Source organism: Azospirillum sp. A29 (assembly GCF_042604625.1).
Classification (GTDB): domain Bacteria; phylum Pseudomonadota; class Alphaproteobacteria; order Azospirillales; family Azospirillaceae; genus Azospirillum; species Azospirillum palustre.
Genome location: NZ_CP170460.1, coordinates 1,042,763 through 1,062,209 on the forward strand (window position 1 = coordinate 1,042,763; position 19,447 = coordinate 1,062,209).

18 protein-coding genes and 1 pseudogene are annotated in these 19,447 nt (G+C 65.5%); 13 read left to right on the plus strand and 6 right to left on the minus strand.

What is annotated here, in order from left to right:
* Nucleotides 1–123 precede the first annotated feature (123 nt).
* On the minus strand, nucleotides 124–3,816 hold the full coding sequence (locus ABNQ38_RS04590) for a response regulator (protein WP_377805921.1): 3,693 nt from the start codon (nucleotides 3,814–3,816) through the stop codon (nucleotides 124–126).
* Between the two features lie 939 nt (nucleotides 3,817–4,755).
* On the opposite strand from ABNQ38_RS04590, the pseudogene ABNQ38_RS04595 reads away from it, so the two are divergent.
* Nucleotides 4,756–5,238 (plus strand): annotated as a pseudogene (locus tag ABNQ38_RS04595) (YbhB/YbcL family Raf kinase inhibitor-like protein).
* 283 nt (nucleotides 5,239–5,521) lie between these two features.
* Here the strand turns inward: ABNQ38_RS04595 and ABNQ38_RS04600 are convergent.
* Entirely contained in the window at nucleotides 5,522–6,289 is a 768-nt protein-coding gene (locus ABNQ38_RS04600) for an IS5 family transposase (RefSeq protein WP_377805922.1), read from the minus strand.
* Nucleotides 6,290–6,991: 702 nt separating this feature from the next.
* Here ABNQ38_RS04600 and ABNQ38_RS04605 point away from each other — a divergent pair.
* The 4 genes from ABNQ38_RS04605 (at nucleotide 6,992) to ABNQ38_RS04620 (ending at nucleotide 10,484) form a co-directional block, all read left to right on the plus strand.
* Nucleotides 6,992–8,452 carry an FAD-dependent monooxygenase gene (locus ABNQ38_RS04605; protein WP_377805923.1) on the plus strand — a complete coding sequence of 487 codons (1,461 nt, stop codon included), beginning with the start codon at nucleotides 6,992–6,994 and terminating at the stop codon, nucleotides 8,450–8,452.
* Between the two features lie 406 nt (nucleotides 8,453–8,858).
* Complete coding sequence (locus ABNQ38_RS04610) at nucleotides 8,859–9,488, plus strand: TetR/AcrR family transcriptional regulator (RefSeq protein WP_377806220.1); 630 nt, start codon at nucleotides 8,859–8,861, stop codon at nucleotides 9,486–9,488.
* 1 nt (nucleotide 9,489) lies between these two features.
* The gene (locus ABNQ38_RS04615; RefSeq protein WP_377805924.1) at nucleotides 9,490–9,933 is read left to right on the plus strand and encodes an SRPBCC family protein; all 444 of its coding nucleotides are present in this window, start codon (nucleotides 9,490–9,492) and stop codon (nucleotides 9,931–9,933) included.
* 59 nt (nucleotides 9,934–9,992) lie between these two features.
* A complete protein-coding gene (locus ABNQ38_RS04620) occupies nucleotides 9,993–10,484 on the plus strand; it encodes a VOC family protein (protein ID WP_377805925.1) in 492 nt (163 codons plus the stop codon).
* Between the two features lie 250 nt (nucleotides 10,485–10,734).
* Here ABNQ38_RS04620 and ABNQ38_RS04625 read toward each other — a convergent pair whose 3' ends face one another.
* Nucleotides 10,735–11,706, minus strand: coding sequence for a glycine betaine ABC transporter substrate-binding protein (locus ABNQ38_RS04625; protein ID WP_377805926.1), 972 nt, complete (start codon nucleotides 11,704–11,706; stop codon nucleotides 10,735–10,737).
* A 405-nt stretch (nucleotides 11,707–12,111) separates the two neighbouring features.
* Between ABNQ38_RS04625 and ABNQ38_RS04630 the strand changes: the two genes are divergently transcribed.
* From ABNQ38_RS04630 to ABNQ38_RS04660, 7 genes are read left to right on the plus strand one after another with little or no spacing between them, the layout of a single operon-like run.
* Nucleotides 12,112–12,462 carry an SH3-like domain-containing protein gene (locus ABNQ38_RS04630; protein ID WP_377805927.1) on the plus strand — a complete coding sequence of 117 codons (351 nt, stop codon included), beginning with the start codon at nucleotides 12,112–12,114 and terminating at the stop codon, nucleotides 12,460–12,462.
* Nucleotides 12,463–12,466: 4 nt separating this feature from the next.
* Nucleotides 12,467–13,150: a nitrile hydratase subunit alpha gene (gene nthA / locus ABNQ38_RS04635; protein WP_377805929.1), complete on the plus strand. Its 684-nt coding sequence runs from the start codon at nucleotides 12,467–12,469 to the stop codon at nucleotides 13,148–13,150.
* A complete protein-coding gene (locus tag ABNQ38_RS04640; protein WP_377805930.1) occupies nucleotides 13,147–13,482 on the plus strand; it encodes a hypothetical protein in 336 nt (111 codons plus the stop codon). Before nthA ends, ABNQ38_RS04640 begins: the two co-directional genes overlap by 4 nt.
* Entirely contained in the window at nucleotides 13,479–14,237 is a 759-nt protein-coding gene (locus ABNQ38_RS04645) for an aquaporin (protein ID WP_377805931.1), read from the plus strand. Before ABNQ38_RS04640 ends, ABNQ38_RS04645 begins: the two co-directional genes overlap by 4 nt.
* Nucleotides 14,234–15,289, plus strand: coding sequence for a HoxN/HupN/NixA family nickel/cobalt transporter (locus tag ABNQ38_RS04650; RefSeq protein WP_377805932.1), 1,056 nt, complete (start codon nucleotides 14,234–14,236; stop codon nucleotides 15,287–15,289). The genes ABNQ38_RS04645 and ABNQ38_RS04650 overlap by 4 nt, the downstream gene beginning before the upstream one ends.
* Nucleotides 15,290–15,348: 59 nt before the next feature.
* Entirely contained in the window at nucleotides 15,349–15,885 is a 537-nt protein-coding gene (locus tag ABNQ38_RS04655; RefSeq protein ID WP_377805933.1) for an isochorismatase family protein, read from the plus strand.
* Nucleotides 15,839–16,090 carry an isochorismatase family protein gene (locus ABNQ38_RS04660; protein ID WP_377805934.1) on the plus strand — a complete coding sequence of 84 codons (252 nt, stop codon included), beginning with the start codon at nucleotides 15,839–15,841 and terminating at the stop codon, nucleotides 16,088–16,090. Before ABNQ38_RS04655 ends, ABNQ38_RS04660 begins: the two co-directional genes overlap by 47 nt.
* Before the next feature lie 27 nt (nucleotides 16,091–16,117).
* On the opposite strand, the gene ABNQ38_RS04665 is transcribed toward ABNQ38_RS04660, so the two are convergent.
* Genes ABNQ38_RS04665 through ABNQ38_RS04675 form a run of 3 tightly spaced genes read right to left on the minus strand, consistent with a single transcriptional unit; the run spans nucleotide 16,118 to nucleotide 18,722 of the window.
* Complete coding sequence (locus ABNQ38_RS04665; protein ID WP_377805935.1) at nucleotides 16,118–16,906, minus strand: ABC transporter permease; 789 nt, start codon at nucleotides 16,904–16,906, stop codon at nucleotides 16,118–16,120.
* Complete coding sequence (locus ABNQ38_RS04670) at nucleotides 16,903–17,718, minus strand: ABC transporter ATP-binding protein (RefSeq protein WP_377805936.1); 816 nt, start codon at nucleotides 17,716–17,718, stop codon at nucleotides 16,903–16,905. Before ABNQ38_RS04670 ends, ABNQ38_RS04665 begins: the two co-directional genes overlap by 4 nt.
* Nucleotides 17,715–18,722 (minus strand): ABC transporter substrate-binding protein, encoded by a 1,008-nt coding sequence (locus tag ABNQ38_RS04675; RefSeq protein ID WP_377805938.1) that lies wholly within the window; start codon nucleotides 18,720–18,722, stop codon nucleotides 17,715–17,717. The genes ABNQ38_RS04670 and ABNQ38_RS04675 overlap by 4 nt, the downstream gene beginning before the upstream one ends.
* 242 nt (nucleotides 18,723–18,964) lie before the next feature.
* Here ABNQ38_RS04675 and ABNQ38_RS04680 point away from each other — a divergent pair, with 242 nt between their 5' ends.
* Entirely contained in the window at nucleotides 18,965–19,402 is a 438-nt protein-coding gene (locus tag ABNQ38_RS04680; RefSeq protein WP_377805939.1) for a hypothetical protein, read from the plus strand.
* Nucleotides 19,403–19,447 lie beyond the last annotated feature (45 nt).

Sequence of the window (19,447 nt, forward strand, 5' to 3'; positions counted from 1 at the left end):
GGGGCAGATCGAACTGTCGAGACGGTGCAGCCGGTACGTCGTTGCGCCACCAGCTGCAGGACGATGTGCAATATCACGATGGGGTCGGGGCGCCGCAATCCGGCGCATTCCTACGGTACGCCCCTATTCCTCCTGTGTTTCGCTCTGTGTGCGGAGCGGGGGGCGCATGCCTGCCGCTGAGGCCATGAGCACGGCCTCGGGCAGGGTCCGTGCGCCGAGCCGCTCCATCACATGGGCCCGGTGGATCTCCACTGTGCGCGGGCTGATCCCGAGATCCCTGGCCATGGTCTTGTTCGTACCGCCGGCGAGCAATCCTTCCAGCACCGCCCGCTCACGGGTGGACATGTCCGCAATGCGCGCCCGCGCGATTTCTGTAACGCTGTCGCGTTCCGCCGTGTCCCGGATGTCCGCCAAGGCGGACGCCACAGCGGCCAGCAACGCCTCACGCTCGTAAGGCACCTCCAGGAAATCCACCGCGCCCGCCTTCATGGCCTGCACCGCCAACCTGATGTCTCCATCACAGCTGCCCACGACGATCACGGGGAGGTGGAGGCCTCGTGCCCGGAGTTCCCTCGGGATCGCCAGACCGCCCGTCTCCGGCGCCCTGATGTCGAGCAGCACGCAGCCGGGAAGCAGCGCCGGCGCCATCTCGATGAAGGCACGCGCGGAAATGAAGGCCTTTACGTCGTACCCTGCGCTTCGCAGCAGGAGGGGCAGCTCTCGATGAGCTCCTTCCTCGGCATCGACCACATAGATCAGCGGGCCGCTGTGGCTCGTGATGTCCTGGGCGATGCCGGCAACGCGCCGTATCCGGCCGCCCTCGCCGCGGATGGCGAAGAAGGTGTCGCGAATCCAGCGCACCGAGCCGTTGCCCCGGACGATGCGGTACTCCTGGTCGACGGTCTCGCCCTGCAGGACACGGTCCATCGCGTCGCTTGCAAGCCCGCGATCCTCCGGATGCACGGTCCCGAGCCAATGATGACGCCAGTCCCGCAGCATCGCGTCCGGCGGCTCTCCCCAGACATGCTCGTAGGCGGGACTGAGGTATTCCATGCGCATGGTCCTGACATCGACGATCCAGAGCACGCTGGCGGAGTGCGCGGCGAATTGCCGGAAGCGCTCTTCGCTCTCGCGCAGCTCATCTTCCGCCCGTTTGTGCGCGGTGACGTCGAGCGCGGCTCCGATGAATCCGACGGGCCGCCCCGCATCGAAGACCGTTTGGCCGTGCGTGGAGATCCACCGCTCGATCCCATCCTCGATGCCGATAACGCGATAGGCGATGGCATAGACGCCGTCGCCCCGGGGATCGAGGCATTGCGCGATGGCGGCCTCGACGCTTGGCCGGTCGTCCGGGTGGATGGCGCCGAGAAAGACGTCCACGTCCACATGGGCTTCGGGAAGCAGGCCCCACATCGCCTTGAGGCGCGCATCCCACTCCAGGGCGCCGGTTGCCGGATCCCAGGAATAGAGCGTCATGCCGACGAGATCGACGGCGGTCCTCAGCCGCGCTTCGCTTCGGCGCACGCGGTCGGCCACGTCGCGGCGCTGCCGTGACAGGGCAAGGGCGGAATTCACCCGGGCCAGCAGTTCGCGGGCGGCGAACGGTTTGATGACATAGTCGTCGGCTCCCGCAGCGAGCCCCTCCACCTGGGCTGCCTCGCCGGCGCGCGCAGACAGCAGAATGATCGGCACGTCCGCGAGCCTCGGTTCCCGCCGCAGAGCGGTCACCAGCTCGACTCCGTTCAGGCGGGGCATCATCACGTCCGACAGCACGAGGTCGGGCCTGCACCGCCGCGCCGCCTCCAGCGCTTCCTGGCCATCCGGGACCGCCGCGACATCCCAGTGCGCCGACAGCAGGCGGATCAGGTAGTCCCGCATATCGGCGTTGTCGTCGGCCAGCAGGATCCTCGCACGTTCCTTGACGTGCGTCGCACCCGCCACCTCGCCGGGAGGACGCGGCATCCCGTCTGCGGGGTCATCGCCGGGCAGCCATCGCAGCGCCTCCTCGACATAGCCGGCCGCTCGCGTGGAGGTGAGCGAGTGGGAGCGCGGAACCTCGACCCGCTCCACCGGCAGGGAGCCTGTCCCGAACGGCAGGACGACCGTGAAGGTCGTGCCCCGGCCGACCTTGCTCTCGGCCGTGATCGTACCGCAATGCAGATGGACCAGCTCCTGCACGAGCGCCAAGCCGATGCCGCTGCCCTCGAACGAGCGGCCTTTCTGACCCCCGATGCGGTGGAAGCGCTTGAAGACCTGCGGCAGGTCCGCGGTCGGGATGCCGATTCCGGTGTCGCTGACCCGCAGCGCGGCGCCGTCGGCCGTCGCGGTCATGGACACGGTGATCCCGCCTTCGAAGGTATATTTGATGGCGTTGGAGAGCAGGTTGAGGACGATCTTCTCCCACATGTCCCGGTCCACATGGACCGGTCGCGGAAGCGGCGGGCAGGCGATGTCGAACCGCAGGCCGGCGCGTTCGCAGAGCGAGCAGAAGCTTGACGCCAGTTCCGCGGTGAAGCGCGAGAGGTCGGTCGGTTCGTAGGCTGCCTGCACCCGGCCCGCTTCGATGCGGGAGAAGTCGAGCAGCATGTTCACGAGCTTGAGCAGGCGGAGGCTGTTGCGATGGGCCATCGTCGCCAGAACCCGGCCGTCCGCCGGCAACTCGCCTTCGGGCTTGGCCAGCAGCTCCTCGAGGGGGCTGATCACCAGGGTGAGTGGCGTGCGGAACTCGTGGCTGACGTTGGAGAAGAATATCGTTTTGGCCCGGTCGATGTCCGCAAGCGCCTCCGCGCGCCGGCGTTCGCTTTCGAAAGCCCGTGCATCCGCGATACCTCCCGCGATGTGCCCCGCCACCAAGTCGAGGAAGCTGCGGTAATCGGCGTCCAGAACGCGCCGCGGGCTGATCCCGACAACGAAGAATCCCGTCAGGGCCGATTGGCTCTGCATCTCCAAGGGAAGGATGAGGGCGGTTTGGACGAGGTCGGGCCATAGGGGAGCGGCGAAGGTGCCGCCGCGGCCCGGGAGGTTGCGCACGTCCACGGACTTCTGCGTCCGGGCGACCGCGGCCAATGGCCAGGGCTGGTGCGCGGCCTGTCCGGAGAGGGGAAAAACCGCAGGGAACGTCGAGGGATCGTCGGGCAGCCGCACCCCCGCGATCCGGCGGGCGGTTGCGCCATCCTCATCCAGGAGATAGATGGCGGCGAAGGGGATGTCCAAGGGATTGGCGTCCAGAACCTCGGCTGCCTTCCGACAGGCGGCGTCGACCGCGCGTTGCTCGGACACCCGCAGGCCGAGGTCGCGCAGGGTCGAAAGCCGCCGCTCGCCGAGCACCCTCTCGGTGGTCTCCGTGCAGGCACAGAAGACGCCTTCGACCGTGCGGGCATCCTCCGCCAGGATCGGGCTGTAGCTGAAGGTGACATAGACCTCTTCGAGCGGCAGCCGCCGGGCGAAGAAGAACTGGAGGTCTTCGACCCAGGTTGCCCGCCCGGCCCGGACCTCGTCATGCATCGGGCCGATGGCCGGCCAGATCTCGCTCCAAGCCTCGCGCCCGGGGGCACCGAGCATGGCCGGATGCTTCGTTTCGCCGAGGAATGGAATGTAGGCGTCGTTGTAGACGATGCGGAGTTCGGGGCCGAGCCAGAGCAGGATCGGGAAGCGGGAGTTCAGACAGAGGCTGACGGCGGTCTTGATGCTCCGGGTCCAGATCTCGGGCGGTCCAAGCGGATGTGCCGACCAGTCCTTTGCGCGCATCAGCGCGCCGAGCTCTCCCCCACCGCGGAGAAACCCCAGGGGATCCTGTGCCAATGATGCTGAACTCATGACGATTTCCCTCGGGTGCGGCGGATGACCACGAGGCGTGGAGACGGTCGTTTTATCAACCTTTCAATAATAAAATAGTTCCTACCACCGATGCAAAAAGCGCGAAGACATCAGGTGAGCCCTGAAAGTATAGGGGCAGAATGTATGGCCTTGAGCCAGCTATACCGGACGTGCGGCATGCGGCAGTGGTATTGCATGCCTATTTACTGATCAAGAGGGGAAACTTCCGGGTCTGCATATTCCTGCTCATCGATACACTGGCCGCCGGCCGGATGGAGGTCGCGCCGTATACGCCCACATCCGCCGATCCGCATCATCGTGTCCTGCCTTCACCGGCACCGGCCTATGCAAGCAATCGAGCAGGAGGGGGGCGGCAAAGCAGTGAGTCGCAAGGCGGCTGCCCGTTACCGGGGCTGCGTGGTTCGGTCGCTCTCGTGCAGGCGCCCGTCGTGCAGCATCGCTGAGGGCTTCTGCATGAGATCCCCCTTGGGCACACGCCGGATGGCCGGCCGGCGATGCGGAACGATCCTTCTTCGTGAATGCGGGAGAGCAGGTGCGCGGCGACCCGCCCGGCGGCGTCAATTCCGGCGCTCCTCGAATCTCCTGCCGCGCCGTGGAGGGTGACGATCGCCCGCATAGGATGATCCGCACACCGCCGCCAGGCCCTCCACCGGCGGCAAGCTCGACCGCTCACCTCCGGCCCACCGCTCCACGGCAGGCCGGAGCCTCTCACACGACAGGCATGCTTGGGAGCATCAGATGGGCATTTGCGTGAAACGGGAATGGTTGCATGAGACACCGGGTAGCTCCGCCGAGGTGAAGCCCTCCTCCGAACTCCGGCAACGGCCGGCTGTCCGCAGCGAGGTTCCGGGTCAGCCGAAGGAACGGGACGCTTCGGTCGGCGACAAACATTGGGAACCGGCGTTGGAGACCGATAGCATGGCTTTCACCTTGCACAGCCCGGCCTTCGCAAATGGCCAGACAATTCCGCCAAGGCACACGGCGGACGGCGACAACGTTTCGCCGCCGCTGGAATGGTCGGATGCTCCCGCCGGCACTCGGAGCTATGCCCTGATCGTCGAAGATCCCGACGCGCCGGGCGAGGCGGGCGAGACCTTCCAGCACTGGGCGGTCTACAACATCGCCGCCGAGCGCGACCGTCTGCCCGAAGGCACCACCTAGGGCGCCAAGACCGAAAGCCTGGGGCACGGCATCAACGATTATGGTCACGCCCATTACGATGGCCCCAATCCCCCCCGCGGGCACGCTGCGCACCATTACCGCTTAAGCCTGATGGCGTTGGACGTGGACGCGCTTGGCCTTGGGCCCAAGGCGACGGTCGACGAGGTGCGCAAGGAGGCCGGCAAGCACCTGCTGGGCGAAGCCGAACTGGTCGGCACCTATGCGCACCAAGCCGGATAATTCACCGGAGCTGAAGCTTGGGCGGCGGACGCGAGGCTAATCCACTGAATTCGTGTATGATTCTGATGCTGAAACAGTTTCACCACGGATCAACGGAGTTCACGCCCGCCATGGCCGAGAGTACCGGGGTTCTGCCCGGCTTGTCACCGGTTGCCGGCAAGCCGGTTCACGCCGCCTTCGATGGCGGCCGTCTCACTTCCGATGCCGGCGTTCCGCTGCTGGCGGAGATTGATCGGCTTCTGGGCGTCTGCGAGCGCCTGGCGCGCTGCATAAGAGGCGGTTTTCAGAATTTGCTGAGTCGGTTTGCGATGATGAAGATGACGGCCGCGGTGAGCTGGGCGAGGATGATCCGCCCCAACCGATCGTGTCTTCGGTCGAGGCGTTTGTTTGCGAGCAGCCAAGCACAGCCGTGCTCGACGACGCGTCGGACCTTGCCGAGACCCGAGCCATGGGTCTCGCCGATTTTGCGGATGTGCGGCTGAACCCCGTCACGCAGGCAGAGCCAGCGGTTGTCTGCGCTGTCATAGCCTGCATCGGCGTAGAGCTTGGCAATGGCGGTGCAGACGACCTGAGCCAAGCGCAGCAAGTCCGGAAAGAGCATGGTGTCATGGACATTGGCGGCAGACGGCATGACCGCCAGTGGCAAGCCGTCGGTCGAGATGACGACGTGGTACTTGGTCCCGGACTTGCCGCGATCGGTCGGGTTCGGGCCGGTCAGCTCACCACCGTGCTTGGCCCGTACCGAGCAACTGTCGACCACGACGTCCCACGCGGCGACGTCAGGACCAGAGCGCGCCATACGCACGAGGACGGCATGAACCCGCTGAAGCAACGCGGCCCCATGCCACTCATCCAGACGGCGGCGCAGGGTCAAGCCCGACGCACGCCCGTCCACCGCCCGCAGCTCGCGCCATTGGATGCCCTCGCGCAGGAAGAAGCGGAGTGTTTCGATGACCTCCACGGTGGGCATCGGTGGGCGCCCGGGGCCGACAGGCCTATCCTCGATCCGGTCGATGATCCCCGCCACCAAGTCCGCAATTGTCGGTCCCATACCTGCCTCTCTGCGCCAAAGACACAGGAAACCGACAGCAGATCAGCGGGTTTCAGGACGGGTGATCATCGGATGAAGGTTCTGGAAACCGCCTCTTAGACATCGGCGATCTTCCTGGCGCAAAGCGGACAGTCTTATCTTCCGCGAAGGCACATAAATTGAGCGATCAGATCGCCACTGGAGGCAGAGTCAACTCTCGGTGGCTTCGCGCCCCCGCAACCAACCATTTCCGAACGCACCTACGTCCGAAGGCCGGCCGTTCCCGCAGCGCCGGCCTTCGGTGCGTTCGGACTCAGCCCGAGGCTGAGCAACGCCATCAGATCACCCTCCAGCGTTATCTCGACCCCTCGGGCATCGGCTGTGCCGAAGCGCACCGCCACCCGCTCGATTAGTGGGCGTAGCCGGTCGCTTGCTTCGATCCGGTGACCCGGGCCCTCCAGCGTCGCTGTCAGGGATGCTCATGCTCGTCGCGCAAAAGGACCGGGGCGGCCGGCGCAGCCATATGGCTCATTCCCATGGAGGTCTTTCGGCTTCGTATCGGGATGCCCGCAAATGCCCCGATGACGCTCCTGTCGCCGCGACCCCGGAATGGAAAACACCCGAACTCCCGCATTTCTTAGATAGGTTGCGCAAGGCTCTTGCTTCAAGCCCCCCGCCATTCACTACAAGACGGGTCATCGACCGAATCTATGAGGTGGCACGATGCAGGTGACCCAACACGACGTGATCATCGTCGGAGGCGGTCCAACCGGGTTGATGCTGGCCGGCGAACTGGCGCTCGCGGGGGTTGATGTCGCGATAGTCGAGCGGCGCAAGAACCAGGACCTTGAGGGGTCGCGCGCGAGCGGCCTTCATCCCCGCGCGATCGAACTGCTTGATCAGCGCGGCATAACGGACAAGTTCCTCCCTCAGGGAACGAAGCACCATTCGGTCGCCCTTGCCGGCATCATCCTCGATGCCAGCGACCGGGCGACCCGCCACAGCTATACGCTCGGACTCTGGCAGGAGAAGATCGAGCGCGGGTTGGCCGACTGGGTCACCGAACTGCGGGTGCCGTTCTATCGCGGGTGCGAAATGGCGGCCTTTGCCGACACCGAACAATGCGTGGACCTCCATCTGACGGACGGACGAAGGTTCCGTTCCAGCTATCTGGTCGGCTGCGACGGCGGCCGCAGCCTTGTCCGCAAGACGGCGGGCATCCGCTTTCCGGGAACCGAGGCGCGGGCGAGCTATCTCATCTTCGAGGCCGACATGGAGGATCAACCGCCGCTCGGCATCCGGTACGGGGAGCACGGCCTGTACGCCCTCGGACGGCTCGACGAGGGGCCGCGCGTGCGCGGCATAGTGACGGAGCAGCGGCTGGAGCGGGGGGAAAGCCCCGGCGAGGAGGAACTCAGGGCAGCGCTCACAGCCGCCTACGGATCGGACATGGGCATCCATCGGATCACCTGGATGTCGCGCTTCACCGATGCGGCGCAACAGGCGGAGGCCTATCGGAAGGGCCGCGTCCTGCTTGCGGGAGATGCCGCGCACGTTCATTCTCCCGTTGGCGGGCAGGGGCTGAACGTCGGGCTGCAGGACGCCGTGAACCTCGGATGGAAGCTGGCCCAGGTGGTGAAGGGTATTTCGCCGGAAAGCCTGCTCGATACCTACCATGCGGAGCGGCACCCGGTCGGAGCCGCGCTGCTCGAGCTTACTTTGGCGCTGACCGCTCTCAACCGCGGCGACGAACACACAACGGCGCTCCGGGCGTTCGTGGCGAAGACGATGCAGATGGACGAGCCGAGGAGGTGGTATTCCGCCATGGTGTCCGGCCTCGACATCCGGTATGGCCCGGAAGGGGGGCACCCACTGCTCGGCCGTCGCATACCGGATCTGGACATCGTCACCGCCGAGGGGCCGACGCGGGTCTTCGCGCTCCTGCGTGATGCGCGGCCGGTGCTGCTCGATTTCGGGAAAACGGGCTTCCCGGCCATCGACGCGTGGAAGGAGCGCGTCAAGCTGGTCGATGTGGAATTTGAGGGGGTGTGCGAGCTTCCCGTCATCGGCATGGTCCGGACTCCGACCGCCGTCCTGATCCGACCGGATGGACATGTGGCATGGGTCGGAGAAGGAAGCACCGAAGGCCTCCTGACGGCTCTTGGAGACTGGTTCGGCAATTAGAACGGATTGCGTGAATTCGGCTTCGATCTGACGCGTGAAGCCGATCGCCAAATGAAGGGATGGATCATCGTGGACTTGGAACCAGGGTTCTTCCGGTGCTTGTCGAAGCGCCGGAAGAACCCTGCGCTTCCGATCTTCCGTGCAACCGGTTCACGCGGTCCCGCTTGATCCGGCTTCACTCTAACGCACGAAATTCCATAGCGGCGCACGGCATCTATCCGCCGCGCCTGGCCAAGAAAGCCGCGAGAGCCAGCCCAGACGTCGGGTGCATCCGCCGACATCCGGCGGTCGAGATTGAGGAAACATTTTCCAGCGATCACCGGCAGGCGCACTCTATCCGCTTGACACCATACCAACCAGTCGGTACAAAAAACCAACCAGTGGGTATGGTGGGTGGGTGATCGACATGCAGCCTGATTCAAAGTCCAGACTTCTCGACGCGGCGCTGAAGGTCGTGCGCACCAAGGGCTATACGGCAACGCGGATCGAGGATCTCTGCGCCGAGGCCGGCGTCACCAAAGGAAGCTTCTTCCATCACTTCAAGAGCAAGGACGACCTGATGCTTGCGGCTGTCGCCCATTGGGATGCTGTGACCGGCGGCCTGTTCGCACGGGCGCCCTACCATGATCTCGCAGACCCGCTGGACCGGCTGCTCGCTTACCTGGAATTCCGCAAAGAGTTGCTCGCCGGAGACCTTCCCGATTTCACCTGTTTCGCCGGCATGATCACCCAGGAAGCCTATGAGACCCGTCCCGAGATCGTGGCCGCATGCGCCCGCAATATCGCCGGCCATGCGAGGACACTCGAAGCCGACATCCGCGAAGCCATGCGGAAATATGGTGTGAACGCCGATTGGAGTGCCGAAAGCCTCGCACTTCACACCCAAGCCGTTCTCCAGGGCGCCTTCGTCCTCGCCAAGGCCAAGGGCGGTGCGTCCATCGCCGCCGACAGCATCGACCATCTCCATCGCTACCTGACGCTTCTGTTCCGCTCGGACAGCGGCAAAAGCTCCAACCCCGCAACGAAGGTGAACTGACATGCCCAACACCGTCCGCCTGCATCGTGTCGTCAGTGCCAAGCCGGAAAAAGTCTACCGGGCCTTCGTGGAGCCGGACGCCATTGCCAGCTGGCTGCCGCCCCACGGCTTCACTTGCACCGTACATGAACTGAATGCCGTGGTCGGCGGCACGCACAGGATGTCGTTCCGCAATTTCACCACAGGCCACAGCCACGCCTTCGGGGGCGAATATCTCGAACTCGTCCCCAACGAGCGGCTCGTCTACACGGACAGGTTCGATGATCCCAACCTGCTGGGCGAGATGAAAGTGACCGTGACCTTGAGGGCCGTGTCGGTTGGTACGGACATGGCGATCGAGCAGGCGGGCGTGCCGGACGCGATCCCGCTGGAGGCCTGCTATCTCGGCTGGCAGGAAAGCCTGCGAAAATTCGCAAAGCTGGTCGAACCCGAAATCAACATGTAGTGCGGCACCGATCGCCGCACGCCAGCGCGGAAGCAACCAAGCCAGTAGGAGTACCGGATATGACCGATCTCGTAACCTGCCTGTGGTTCGACCATGGCCAAGCCGCCGAAGCGGCCAAGTTCTACGCCGACACTTTTCCCGACAGCCATGTCGACCGTGTGAACATGGCGCCCGGCAATTTTCCCGGTGGGCACGAAGGCGCCGAATTGACCGTCGAATTCACGGTGCTCGGCCGGCGCTTCGCGGGTCTGAACGGTGGACCGAATTTCACGGCGAACGAAGCGGTCAGCTTCATGGTGGTTACCGAAAGCCAGGAAGAAACCGATCGCTACTGGAATGCGATCGTCACCAATGGCGGCACTGAGAGCGCATGTGGTTGGTGCAAGGACCGATGGAGTTTCTCCTGGCAGATCACGCCGAGGCGGCTGCTCGAGTTGACGACGGGTTCCGACGGCATCGCGGCAAAACGCGCCTTCGACGCTATGATGACGATGCGCAAAATCGACATCGCTGCGCTTGAGGCGGCCGTCCGCGCCGGATCGCAGGCTTGAAACGTCCAGCCGGGAATGGAGCCGTGTGTGTGACGACAATTTCGATGTCCGGCGGACGTCAATTACCTTGTCCTGCCGCATGTGGATCGGTCAGTCGTACCGTAAGAGTGCCGCTCGACATTTTGCGGATCGAACGGCGGCTCGAACAGCCCGATCGGTTTTGGTGAGGTCAAACTTTTCCGGGTGGAAGGCGCGTCCTGCCCTTCGCTTCATATCGGCATGTTCTGGGTGGTTTGGGTCGTAAAAGACCTCAAGGGAGTCGGCGTTCGGCGCCACGGTGACGCCGGTCGGCATAGCGCCGGTCAAGTTGGCCACGACCTCGATCTTCTGTTGGGCTTGGACGGCGGCGGGAAGGAGCGCGGTGAGGGCACCGGCTGACGTGCAGAAGGCCAAAGCGAAGAGTGTAGATTTCATGGGTCGTCTTTCCTATGGAAGGGGGTGAGCGGGCCCGTTCACGGGCGCCCTTCAAGCGGCCGAGGCGACGGATGCCTGCCGCAGTTGGTCGTCGAGCGCGCTGACCCGCGCATTTCCCAAATGGAGGGCCGCCTGGGCGGCGAGTGCGGCAGGTGCGATCCGCGCCTCGGCCTCCTTGTGGACGATCAGGGTAGCCTTGTCCTGGCCGCTCAAAAGTCCTTTGGAGCTCCGCCCGCGCCCGCGCCCGCGCCCGGATGCGGTAGCGGTTGTGCAGCCATTGCGGATGCCACAGCGGCACCACCACCCAGCGCTTTCCGTCGACGGCTTCGATAAAGCGGCCGAAGCAGCCCTCTTCGGTGCCGGTGCGAAACTCATTGCCGGCGCGGCCCAACTCGTACTGCGCGACGATGGCCCTGGAAAAGCGGCTGATGCCTGCACCGGGGTTGATGCCCTGGATAAACCGCTCCATCCGGTCGAGCGCTGGCGGCTTCAGCAGATCGGCGACCTCCACCACCTCATCCTCCGGCGCGCAATCGGGTACGCCCCAGATGCAGTAGGGCTCGTAAAGAACGGTGATCTTGGTCACCTCCCGCTCGAAGGGGGCGAGGTAGGCACCGTGGCTGGCCGGCAGCCAGGCCGAGACCAATATGTCGATCTCGCCATGTACCATCCGCTGGAACATCTCCTCATGCAGTGCGGCGGCGCTTTCGATCCGATGGCCGTTAGCGCCGAGAATGCTCTCCACCGCGCGGGCAGCTGCGTCGTGGAAGCTGAGGTCGATGTGACCGACACGGAGCGTGTGGGACATGTCAGTCGGCCTTGTTCGCATTTGTATGGGGGTGTGCCGGGATGTCCCCCAACTGGCTTGCCCGACTCTTCCCATCAACCGCCTGCCGATCTTGTGAAAAGCCACGTCGATTTGAACGAAAGCCGGATGTCGCGGACCGCTTGGTGTCGAAACCGTGCAGCGTTCAAATCAGCGGTGCCCTGTCCAAGACGATCCTGACCTGGACGGGCAACATCGCCGCCATGGTTCCTGAAGACGAATCATGACGATCCGTTCGCTTTCGGGAACGGAACCGGTGGAGTTTCCCCGCGCCGCCGGCTGATCGCGCCGGACAGGGCTCCCTCCCCTGGAACCCTGTCCGCCCCGCAATCCCTTGCAAAATTTTATGTCGGCCAGCCCGTGGCCCTGTCGCAAAAGGAGGTTTGCGTGAACCGACAAGCTGAACCGGCCGGAACGGCGCCGCTGCCCGGCATCGTGACGGCGCTTGGCGAGGAGCCGGCTTTCCGGCCCGGCGACGCCGTCCGCATCCTCACCCGAAGCCCCATCGGCCATTACCGGGTACCGGCCTACCTGCGCGGCAAGACCGGCACGGTCGAAGCCGTCATCGAACCCGCCGCCATCGACAACGAGCAGGAGGCGTACGGCCGCAATGCCGGCGCCAAGCGACACTATTACCGGGTCGCCATCCCGCTGACCGACGTGTGGCCCGACTATGCCGGTCCGGAACAGGACGGCTTGCGCATCGAAATCTACGAGACCTGGCTGGAAAGGGCCTGACCCGATGACCGACTCAGATCACGGCCACCAACACGGCCATCAGCATGGGCATCAGCATGGGCATGCCCATCCGCATGCCCCCATCGGGCAGGAAAGCCCGCCCGGTTACTACGAGGTCATGGAAACCGCGGTGCGTGAACTGCTGGTCGAACGCGGGATGATCGGTCCCGACGAGATCCGCCGGCAGATCGAGGTTCTGGATTCCCGAACGCCGGCGCTGGGGGCCAAGGTCGTCGCCCGTGCCTGGGTGGATGCGGAATTCCGCCACCGCATTCTCGCCGACGGCCGGGCGGCGTGCGAGGAGCTGGGCATCAGCTTCTATGACGACACCCGGCTGATCGTGCTGGAGAACACCGCGACGGTGCACAACCTGATCGTCTGCACCCTGTGTTCCTGCTACCCGCGCCCGGTGCTGGGGCTGCCGCCGGATTGGTACAAGCTGAAGGCCTACCGTGCCCGCGCGGTGGTGGAGCCGCGGGCGGTGCTGGCCGAGTTCGGGACCGTCATTCCTGAAGACGTCGAAATCCGCGTCAGCGATTCCACTGCCATGGTCCGCTACCTCGTGCTGCCGCGCCGGCCGGCCGGAACGGACGGTATGGATGAAGAAAGTCTGGCGGCGCTGGTGACCAGGGACGCCATGATCGGCGTGGTCCCGGTGGCTGCTCCCACGGGGAGGACGGTGCAATGAGCGGTGGCGAACAGCTGGTCAGGCGTCTGCCCAACGACATCGGCGGCCTGTCCGCCGGACCGATCGAGCAGGTCGAGCATGAGTTGCTGCCGTGGGAAAAGCGCTGCCACGCGCTGGCCGACGTGCTCGACTTCCGCAAGATCATCAACACCGAGGAGAAGCGCCGCGGCGTCGAGGCGCTGGGGTCGGAGATGGTCGGAGCGCTTGGTTATTACGAGCGTTGGATCGTCGCCTTCTCCAACATCCTCTTCCAGAAGGGGCTGCTGACCCCGGAGGATCTGGCCCGCAAGATGGACGAGGTCGCGGCGCGTCACCCCGCTCCGCAGCCATGAGCGTGGCCCGGCCGGCCGCCGCCGCGACCTGCTTCGTCGAGCGCGATCCGCGGGTGGCGCTGGCCCGCCGGGCGGCGGTCGAGGGAATCGGCACGCTTCTGCTGATGCTGATGGTGGCAGGAGCGGGGGACGCCGTGTTGCGTTCAGGAGGATTGGCCGGAAGCGGCCCGCTGCCCGGCGCACTGGCGACCTCCGGAAGCCTGATTGGCCTGATCCTGGCCTTCGGTGCAGTGTCGGGCGGGCATTTCAACCCGCTGATCACCGTACTGCAATGGCTGGCCGGTGGAAGGCGGCTCGACTGCACCATCGCCTATGTCGTTGCGCAGAGCGCCGGTGCGGTGGCAGGCGCGATGCTGGCCGACGCGCTGTTCGGCGTTCGGACCCAGGCCGTCGCCGCCCTGCCGTTCGGCAACCCGCTGCTGAGCGAGGCGGTGGCGACGGCCGGTCTGATGATCATCGTGTTCGGATGCAGCCGCAGCGGCCGGGCGCAGACCGGTCCCTTCGCCGTCGGCGCGTGGCTGACGGCGGCCATCCTGGCGACGCCGTCCGGTTCCTACGCCAACCCGGCGGTGACGCTCGGGGCGCTGTTCACCGGCGGGCCGGTGGCGCTGTCGGGCGGATCGGCGCTGCTTTATGTCCTGGCGCAATCGGCGGGGGCGCTTGCCGCCTTTCTGGTGATTTCCATCGCCTATCCGAAAAGGTCGCTTTCGCTTGGCGGGGCGGCTCCCACCCCTGTCGAAGGAGAAGCGTCATGAGTCCGCTTCCGAAACCCTCGGCCGTCCTCGGCCGCCCCGGCCTGAAAGCCCGGCTTGTCCTGGTGTCCGCAGCCGTCCTGTTGCTGAACGCCGGCGGCTGGCTCGGTGCCGTCCTGTCCTTCGGTGGCGATCCGGCGCTGTTCGGCATGGCGCTGCTGGTCTATGGGCTCGGCATGCGCCACGGGCTGGACGCCGACCACATCGCCGCCATCGACAATGTCACGCGCAAGCTGATGCAGGAAGGAGAACGCCCGGTCGCTGTCGGCTTCTTCTTCGCGCTCGGCCATTCGGCCCTGGTGGTGCTGGTGGCCGCGGCGGTCGGCGCCACGGCTGGCTCGCTGGAGCTGTTCCGCAGCGTGCAGGAGGTCGGCGGCTATCTGGGCACGAGCATCTCGGCGCTGTTCCTGCTGACCGTGGCGCTGCTCAACATCCTGGTTTTCCGGTCGGTCTATCGGGCTTATCGCGCGCTGCGGGCGGGCGGTTCGCCGGATCAGGCGGAACTGGACCGCATGATGGGCGGGCAGGGGCTGCTGGCAAAGCTTCTGCGGCCGCTGTTCGGTCTGATCAGCCGGAGCTGGCACATGGCCCCGCTCGGCGTGCTGTTCGGGCTGGGCTTCGACACGGCGACCGAGATCGCGATGTTCGGGCTGTCCGCCGCGCAGGCGGTCAACGGGCTGCCCTTCGCGACGATCCTGGTCTTTCCCCTGCTGTTCGCCGCCGGCATGCTGCTGGTCGACACCGCCGACGGGCTGCTGATGCTGGGAGCTTATCGCTGGGCAACCGCCCGTCCCACCCGCCGGCTGCGTTACAACATGGGCATCACGTTGCTGTCCGCCCTTCTCGCCGGCTTCATCGGCGGAACCGAGCTGCTGGGCCTGATCGGCGCGCATTTCGGCCTGGACGGCGGAGTTTGGAGCCTCCTGGGCCTGCTGAAGGACGAGTCCGACAGCCTGGGCTTGCTGATCGTCGTTCTTTTCGCCGTCGCCTGGGCGGTCGCCCATGGCCTGCACCGGTCGCGCGCGGCGTCGGCGGTCCTGAAAGGCGACGCCTGAGCGCGCCCGTCCGTCATCTTCTCCTCACGATTTCATCCCCTGTAAAGAAGGAGTTCACCATGGCCACCCGGATTCCGGCCGCCTATGCCGACCCCGCATCCCCTGCGCTGCCGAAGGGCGAGATGGTCCTGGACCTCGCCCGAACCGCGCTCGTCATCACCGACCCGCAGATCGACTTTCTCAGCCCACGGGGCGCCGCCTGGGGGGCCTTCGGCGAGAGCATCACCGAGCACGGCACCGTCGGCAACATCGGCCGGCTGCTCGTCGCCGCCAAGAGTGCCGGTATCCCGGTCGTGATTTCGCCGCATTACTACTACCCGCACGACCATGATTGGGACCATGCCGCCCCCGGCGAGGTGCTGATGCACAAACTGCGCATGTTCGATCGCCGCGACCCGCTGTCGCTCGAGGTCTTCGCCGGATCGGGCGCTGACTGGATGCCCGAATACCACGACCTGATCCAGGATGGGCGGACCATCGTCTGTTCGCCCCACAAGATCGCTGGCCCGCAGACCAACGACGTGCTGTTCCAACTGCGCAAGAAGCGGGGTGGATCAGGTCATCCTGGCCGGCATGGCCGCCAATTTCTGCGTTGAATCGCATCTGCGCGATTTCGTCGAGCATGGCTTCGAGGTCGCCGTGGTGCGCGACGCCACAGCCGCCAGCAAGCTGCCGGAAGGCGATGGCTATCTGGCTGCGCTGATCAACTTCCGCTGGCTGGCCAATGCCCTGTGGAGCACCGATGAGACGGTCGAGCGGCTGGGCATGTCCGGCACCGACAATGACGGGCGGCGGGTCTAGCCGGCCTTATCGTCGGTGGGGCGGGTCTCAGTTGGAGCGCGGCGGCGTGAGGCGCGGCACCAGCAGCCGGCGGAGCCCCGCCACCCCGGCGTAGAGCACGAGCCCCAGCAAACAAAGCTGCAGGACGATGGCGAACATCTGTGCGGTTTCGTAGGAATTGATCCGGCTGACCAGCAGGTACCCCAGCCCATAGCTTCCGGATATGAATTCCGCCACGACGGTGCCGACGAGAGCCAGGACGATGCCCACTTCCAAGCCGGTGACGATGAAGGGCAGGGCATAGGGAAGCTCCAGGCGACGGAGCAGCTGGAAGCGGCTGGCGTCGAAGGAGGCCATCACGTCGCGCAACCCGTCCGGCACCGACCTGATGCCGAGCAGCGTGTTCATCATGATCGGGTAGAAGGGCAGAATGGCGGAGGTGAGGATCTTCGGGCCGAGACCAAATCCCATCCAAACCACGAACAGCGGTATCAGCGCCACCTTCGGAAGAACCTGGAAGGCGACGATGAAGGGTTTCGACAGGCGCTCCAGCGTCGGCGACAGCGAGAGCAGGATGCCCGCGGCCACGCCCAGGACGGTCGCCAGGAGGAAGCCGGCCACGGAACCGGCGAAGGTCATGGCCGTGTGACTCCAGGCCCGCCTGCTGGACAGTAGCGCTACCCACTCCTCCAGCACCGGCCGGGGCGCGGGCAGGATGAAGGGGGAGACACCCCAGGCAGTGACGAATCCGTGCCATGCCAGAAGCCCAGCCACCAGCAGGCAGGGCGTGACCAGCCACGGCAGCCAGACCGTATCGCGCAACCGGACCTTTTTCATGGTTGCCCCATCAGCCTGGCCAATCGTTCGTGCAGGTCGCGCACCATCCGCTGGAATTCCGGCGAATAGGTGAGATCGCGGGTGCGTGGCCTCGGAAAAGGCACGTCGATCACGCTGTCGATGCGACCCGGCCCCGGCGAGAACAGGAAGATCCGGTCGGCCAGAAAGGCCGCCTCCGCCATTGAATGCGTCACCAGGACGATGGTCTTGCGGGTCGCGAGCCAGAGCGTCTGAAGCTCGATGTTCAAGGCCTCGCGGGAGATCGCGTCGAGTGCCGCGAAGGGCTCGTCCATCAGCAGCACATCGGGATCGTAGGACAGCGCCCGGGCGATGGACACCCGCTGGCGCATGCCGCCGGAAATCTCGTGAGGCATGCGGGCGCCGATGTCGGCGGCGCCGACCAGCGCCAGCATCGCCCGCGCGCCGGACAGCCGCTCCGCGCGCGGCAGCCCACGCAGGTCCAGCGGCAGCCTGACATTCTCCTCCACCGTCAGCCAGGGGAGCAGGGACGATTCCTGGAAAACCAGCCCAAGTCGGGACCGGATCCCCTTCCGGCAGCGCCCCTTGTCCCATAGAGGGCTTCCGGCAATGGCGATGGTCCCCGCAGTCGGTTCCAGCAGCCCGCTCATCATGCGCAGCAATGTGGTCTTGCCGCAGCCCGACGGCCCGAGAAACACGACGAACTCGCCGTCGGCGATCGACAGGCTGCTGGGCAGGAGCGCCGGCACCGTCCCGTCGCCGACATCGAAGGTCTTGCCGACCTCCGTCAGGGTGATCAGAGGCGACCGCCCGCTGCTGCCGATCCCGGTCACAGCGCGTCGATGAACCGGTTGGTGTAAAGATCCTCCTGCTTCAGGTTCGGCGGTGCCAACCCGCAGGAGACCATGAGGTCGTAGGCGCTCTGCCAGCGCCCCGGCACATTGCGCAAAAGATTCTCCCGGCCGTCCGCCACCAGGAAGGCGACGTTTTCCTTGTAGATGGCGGCGGCAAGCTCGCTGTTGCGGGCTTCGGCCATGTCGTAGCGCTCCATGGCCTTCAGCGCGTCGGCGACGGCGACCTTCCCGTCGATCAGGTCGAGCATCGCGGTGCGGACGGCGCGAACGTAACGCTGGATCAGGGCCCCGTGCCGCTCGATCACGTTGCGCTTGCCGGAATAGCAGAAGCCCGGCGTCGGGGCGACCTCGTCCGTGTTCCAGACATGCACGGGCTGGCCGCTCTTCCGCAATGCGACCGCGATGCTGGCGGTCACGAGATAGGCGTCGATCCGGCCTTGGCGGATCAGATCGACCCCGGCCGGCGAGTTACCCACGACCACCCGCTGGACACCGGCGCGATCGATGCCGCGGGCAGCCAGCATGATGTCGAGCAGCGTTTCCGTGGTGCCGCCGACCGATTGGATGCCGATGGTCCGGTCCGCCATATCCTGCGGCCCGGTCACCGGCTTGTCCTGCAGGCTCACCACGAACCAGGGGGAGGTCTGCTGTACCGTACCAAAGGCGACGAGATCGCGGCCCGCCGGCTGCCCGACGGCCCGGATGTGATCGACCGCCCCGATGCGGGCGATCGTTGCGTTTCCACCCAGGGCCTGCTGCAACGCCATGGAGGAGCCTCGGCCTTCCTCGATGCCGACCTGCAGCCCTTCCCGTTCGAAATATCCGGCAGCCTGTGCGAACAGCACATCGATGAAGGCCAGGATGAAGTGGGTGGGCAGCACGATGGACAGGGCGTCCTGCGATTGTGCACCCAGTGGCCTTACCGAGGCGAGGAACATGCCCGCCGCAGAGGCCGCCAGCACTTTCCGCCGATTTACCGTCATGGTCAATTCCATCAATCAAATCAAAGGCAGCGGGCGTGCCGCATCTCCGTCGGGAGCCCAATGGCACTTGCATACAAAAGAATATTGCGGAGCTTCCGCCTGATTGCCAAGCTCCTTCGCAAGCGTGGGGAGAAGGGCGCTGATGCGCGTAAAGGGGCACCGGCCTTTACAACGCTTTACTCGCTTACAGTCCACCGCCCGGCCACACTCTCGTCAGAACAACCCAGACAGGAGCAGGGGCCATGGCTCACCTTTCCGCCCATGACGCTGGTGCATCGTCGATGTCGCCGCACCAGCTGTGGCCCGAAGCCGAAACCTTCGCGATGCAACCGCACGCATTCGGCGAGGTGGAGATCAACACCTATGTCTCCTACGTCAGGATCCTCGTCAATGCCGTCACCTCCATCCGGTTGGCGTCGGACGCCCGGCGGCGCTGGACGGAGCGCAATGGTCCTGCCTGCCCCGACGCGGAGAAGATGTCCCGGCTGATCGAGGCCGAGATGGACCGTGCCGACGACATGGCACACCGCATCGTTGAGCTGGTGGCGTCCGTGCGCGCGGCGTCCACCCCGCCATCGTTTCCCAAGCGCGCCAATGCGGCTCCGGTCTCCGCCTTCCGCTCAGCCCCGGGGCTGAGGACGGTGCAAAGTGACAAGCAGGTCCGGGTCCGGCATGGCTGAGCTTGGCATGGCAGAGTTCGTTTGGCTCGTGTTCGTTTGGCCCGT

Excerpts from the sequence above, each read along its gene's own strand:
- ABNQ38_RS04590 (WP_377805921.1), bottom strand. The coding sequence starts at position 3,816 with ATGAGTTCAGCATCATTGGCACAGGATCCCCTGGGGTTTCTCCGCGGT.
- ABNQ38_RS04600 (WP_377805922.1), bottom strand. The coding sequence starts at position 6,289 with ATGGGACCGACAATTGCGGACTTGGTGGCGGGGATCATCGACCGGATC.
- ABNQ38_RS04605 (WP_377805923.1), top strand. The coding sequence starts at position 6,992 with ATGCAGGTGACCCAACACGACGTGATCATCGTCGGAGGCGGTCCAACC.
- ABNQ38_RS04610 (WP_377806220.1), top strand. The coding sequence starts at position 8,859 with ATGCAGCCTGATTCAAAGTCCAGACTTCTCGACGCGGCGCTGAAGGTC.
- ABNQ38_RS04615 (WP_377805924.1), top strand. The coding sequence starts at position 9,490 with ATGCCCAACACCGTCCGCCTGCATCGTGTCGTCAGTGCCAAGCCGGAA.
- ABNQ38_RS04620 (WP_377805925.1), top strand. The coding sequence starts at position 9,993 with ATGACCGATCTCGTAACCTGCCTGTGGTTCGACCATGGCCAAGCCGCC.
- ABNQ38_RS04625 (WP_377805926.1), bottom strand. The coding sequence starts at position 11,706 with ATGTCCCACACGCTCCGTGTCGGTCACATCGACCTCAGCTTCCACGAC.
- nthA (WP_377805929.1), top strand. The coding sequence starts at position 12,467 with ATGACCGACTCAGATCACGGCCACCAACACGGCCATCAGCATGGGCAT.
- ABNQ38_RS04640 (WP_377805930.1), top strand. The coding sequence starts at position 13,147 with ATGAGCGGTGGCGAACAGCTGGTCAGGCGTCTGCCCAACGACATCGGC.
- ABNQ38_RS04645 (WP_377805931.1), top strand. The coding sequence starts at position 13,479 with ATGAGCGTGGCCCGGCCGGCCGCCGCCGCGACCTGCTTCGTCGAGCGC.
- ABNQ38_RS04650 (WP_377805932.1), top strand. The coding sequence starts at position 14,234 with ATGAGTCCGCTTCCGAAACCCTCGGCCGTCCTCGGCCGCCCCGGCCTG.
- ABNQ38_RS04655 (WP_377805933.1), top strand. The coding sequence starts at position 15,349 with ATGGCCACCCGGATTCCGGCCGCCTATGCCGACCCCGCATCCCCTGCG.
- ABNQ38_RS04665 (WP_377805935.1), bottom strand. The coding sequence starts at position 16,906 with ATGAAAAAGGTCCGGTTGCGCGATACGGTCTGGCTGCCGTGGCTGGTC.
- ABNQ38_RS04675 (WP_377805938.1), bottom strand. The coding sequence starts at position 18,722 with ATGACGGTAAATCGGCGGAAAGTGCTGGCGGCCTCTGCGGCGGGCATG.
- ABNQ38_RS04680 (WP_377805939.1), top strand. The coding sequence starts at position 18,965 with ATGGCTCACCTTTCCGCCCATGACGCTGGTGCATCGTCGATGTCGCCG.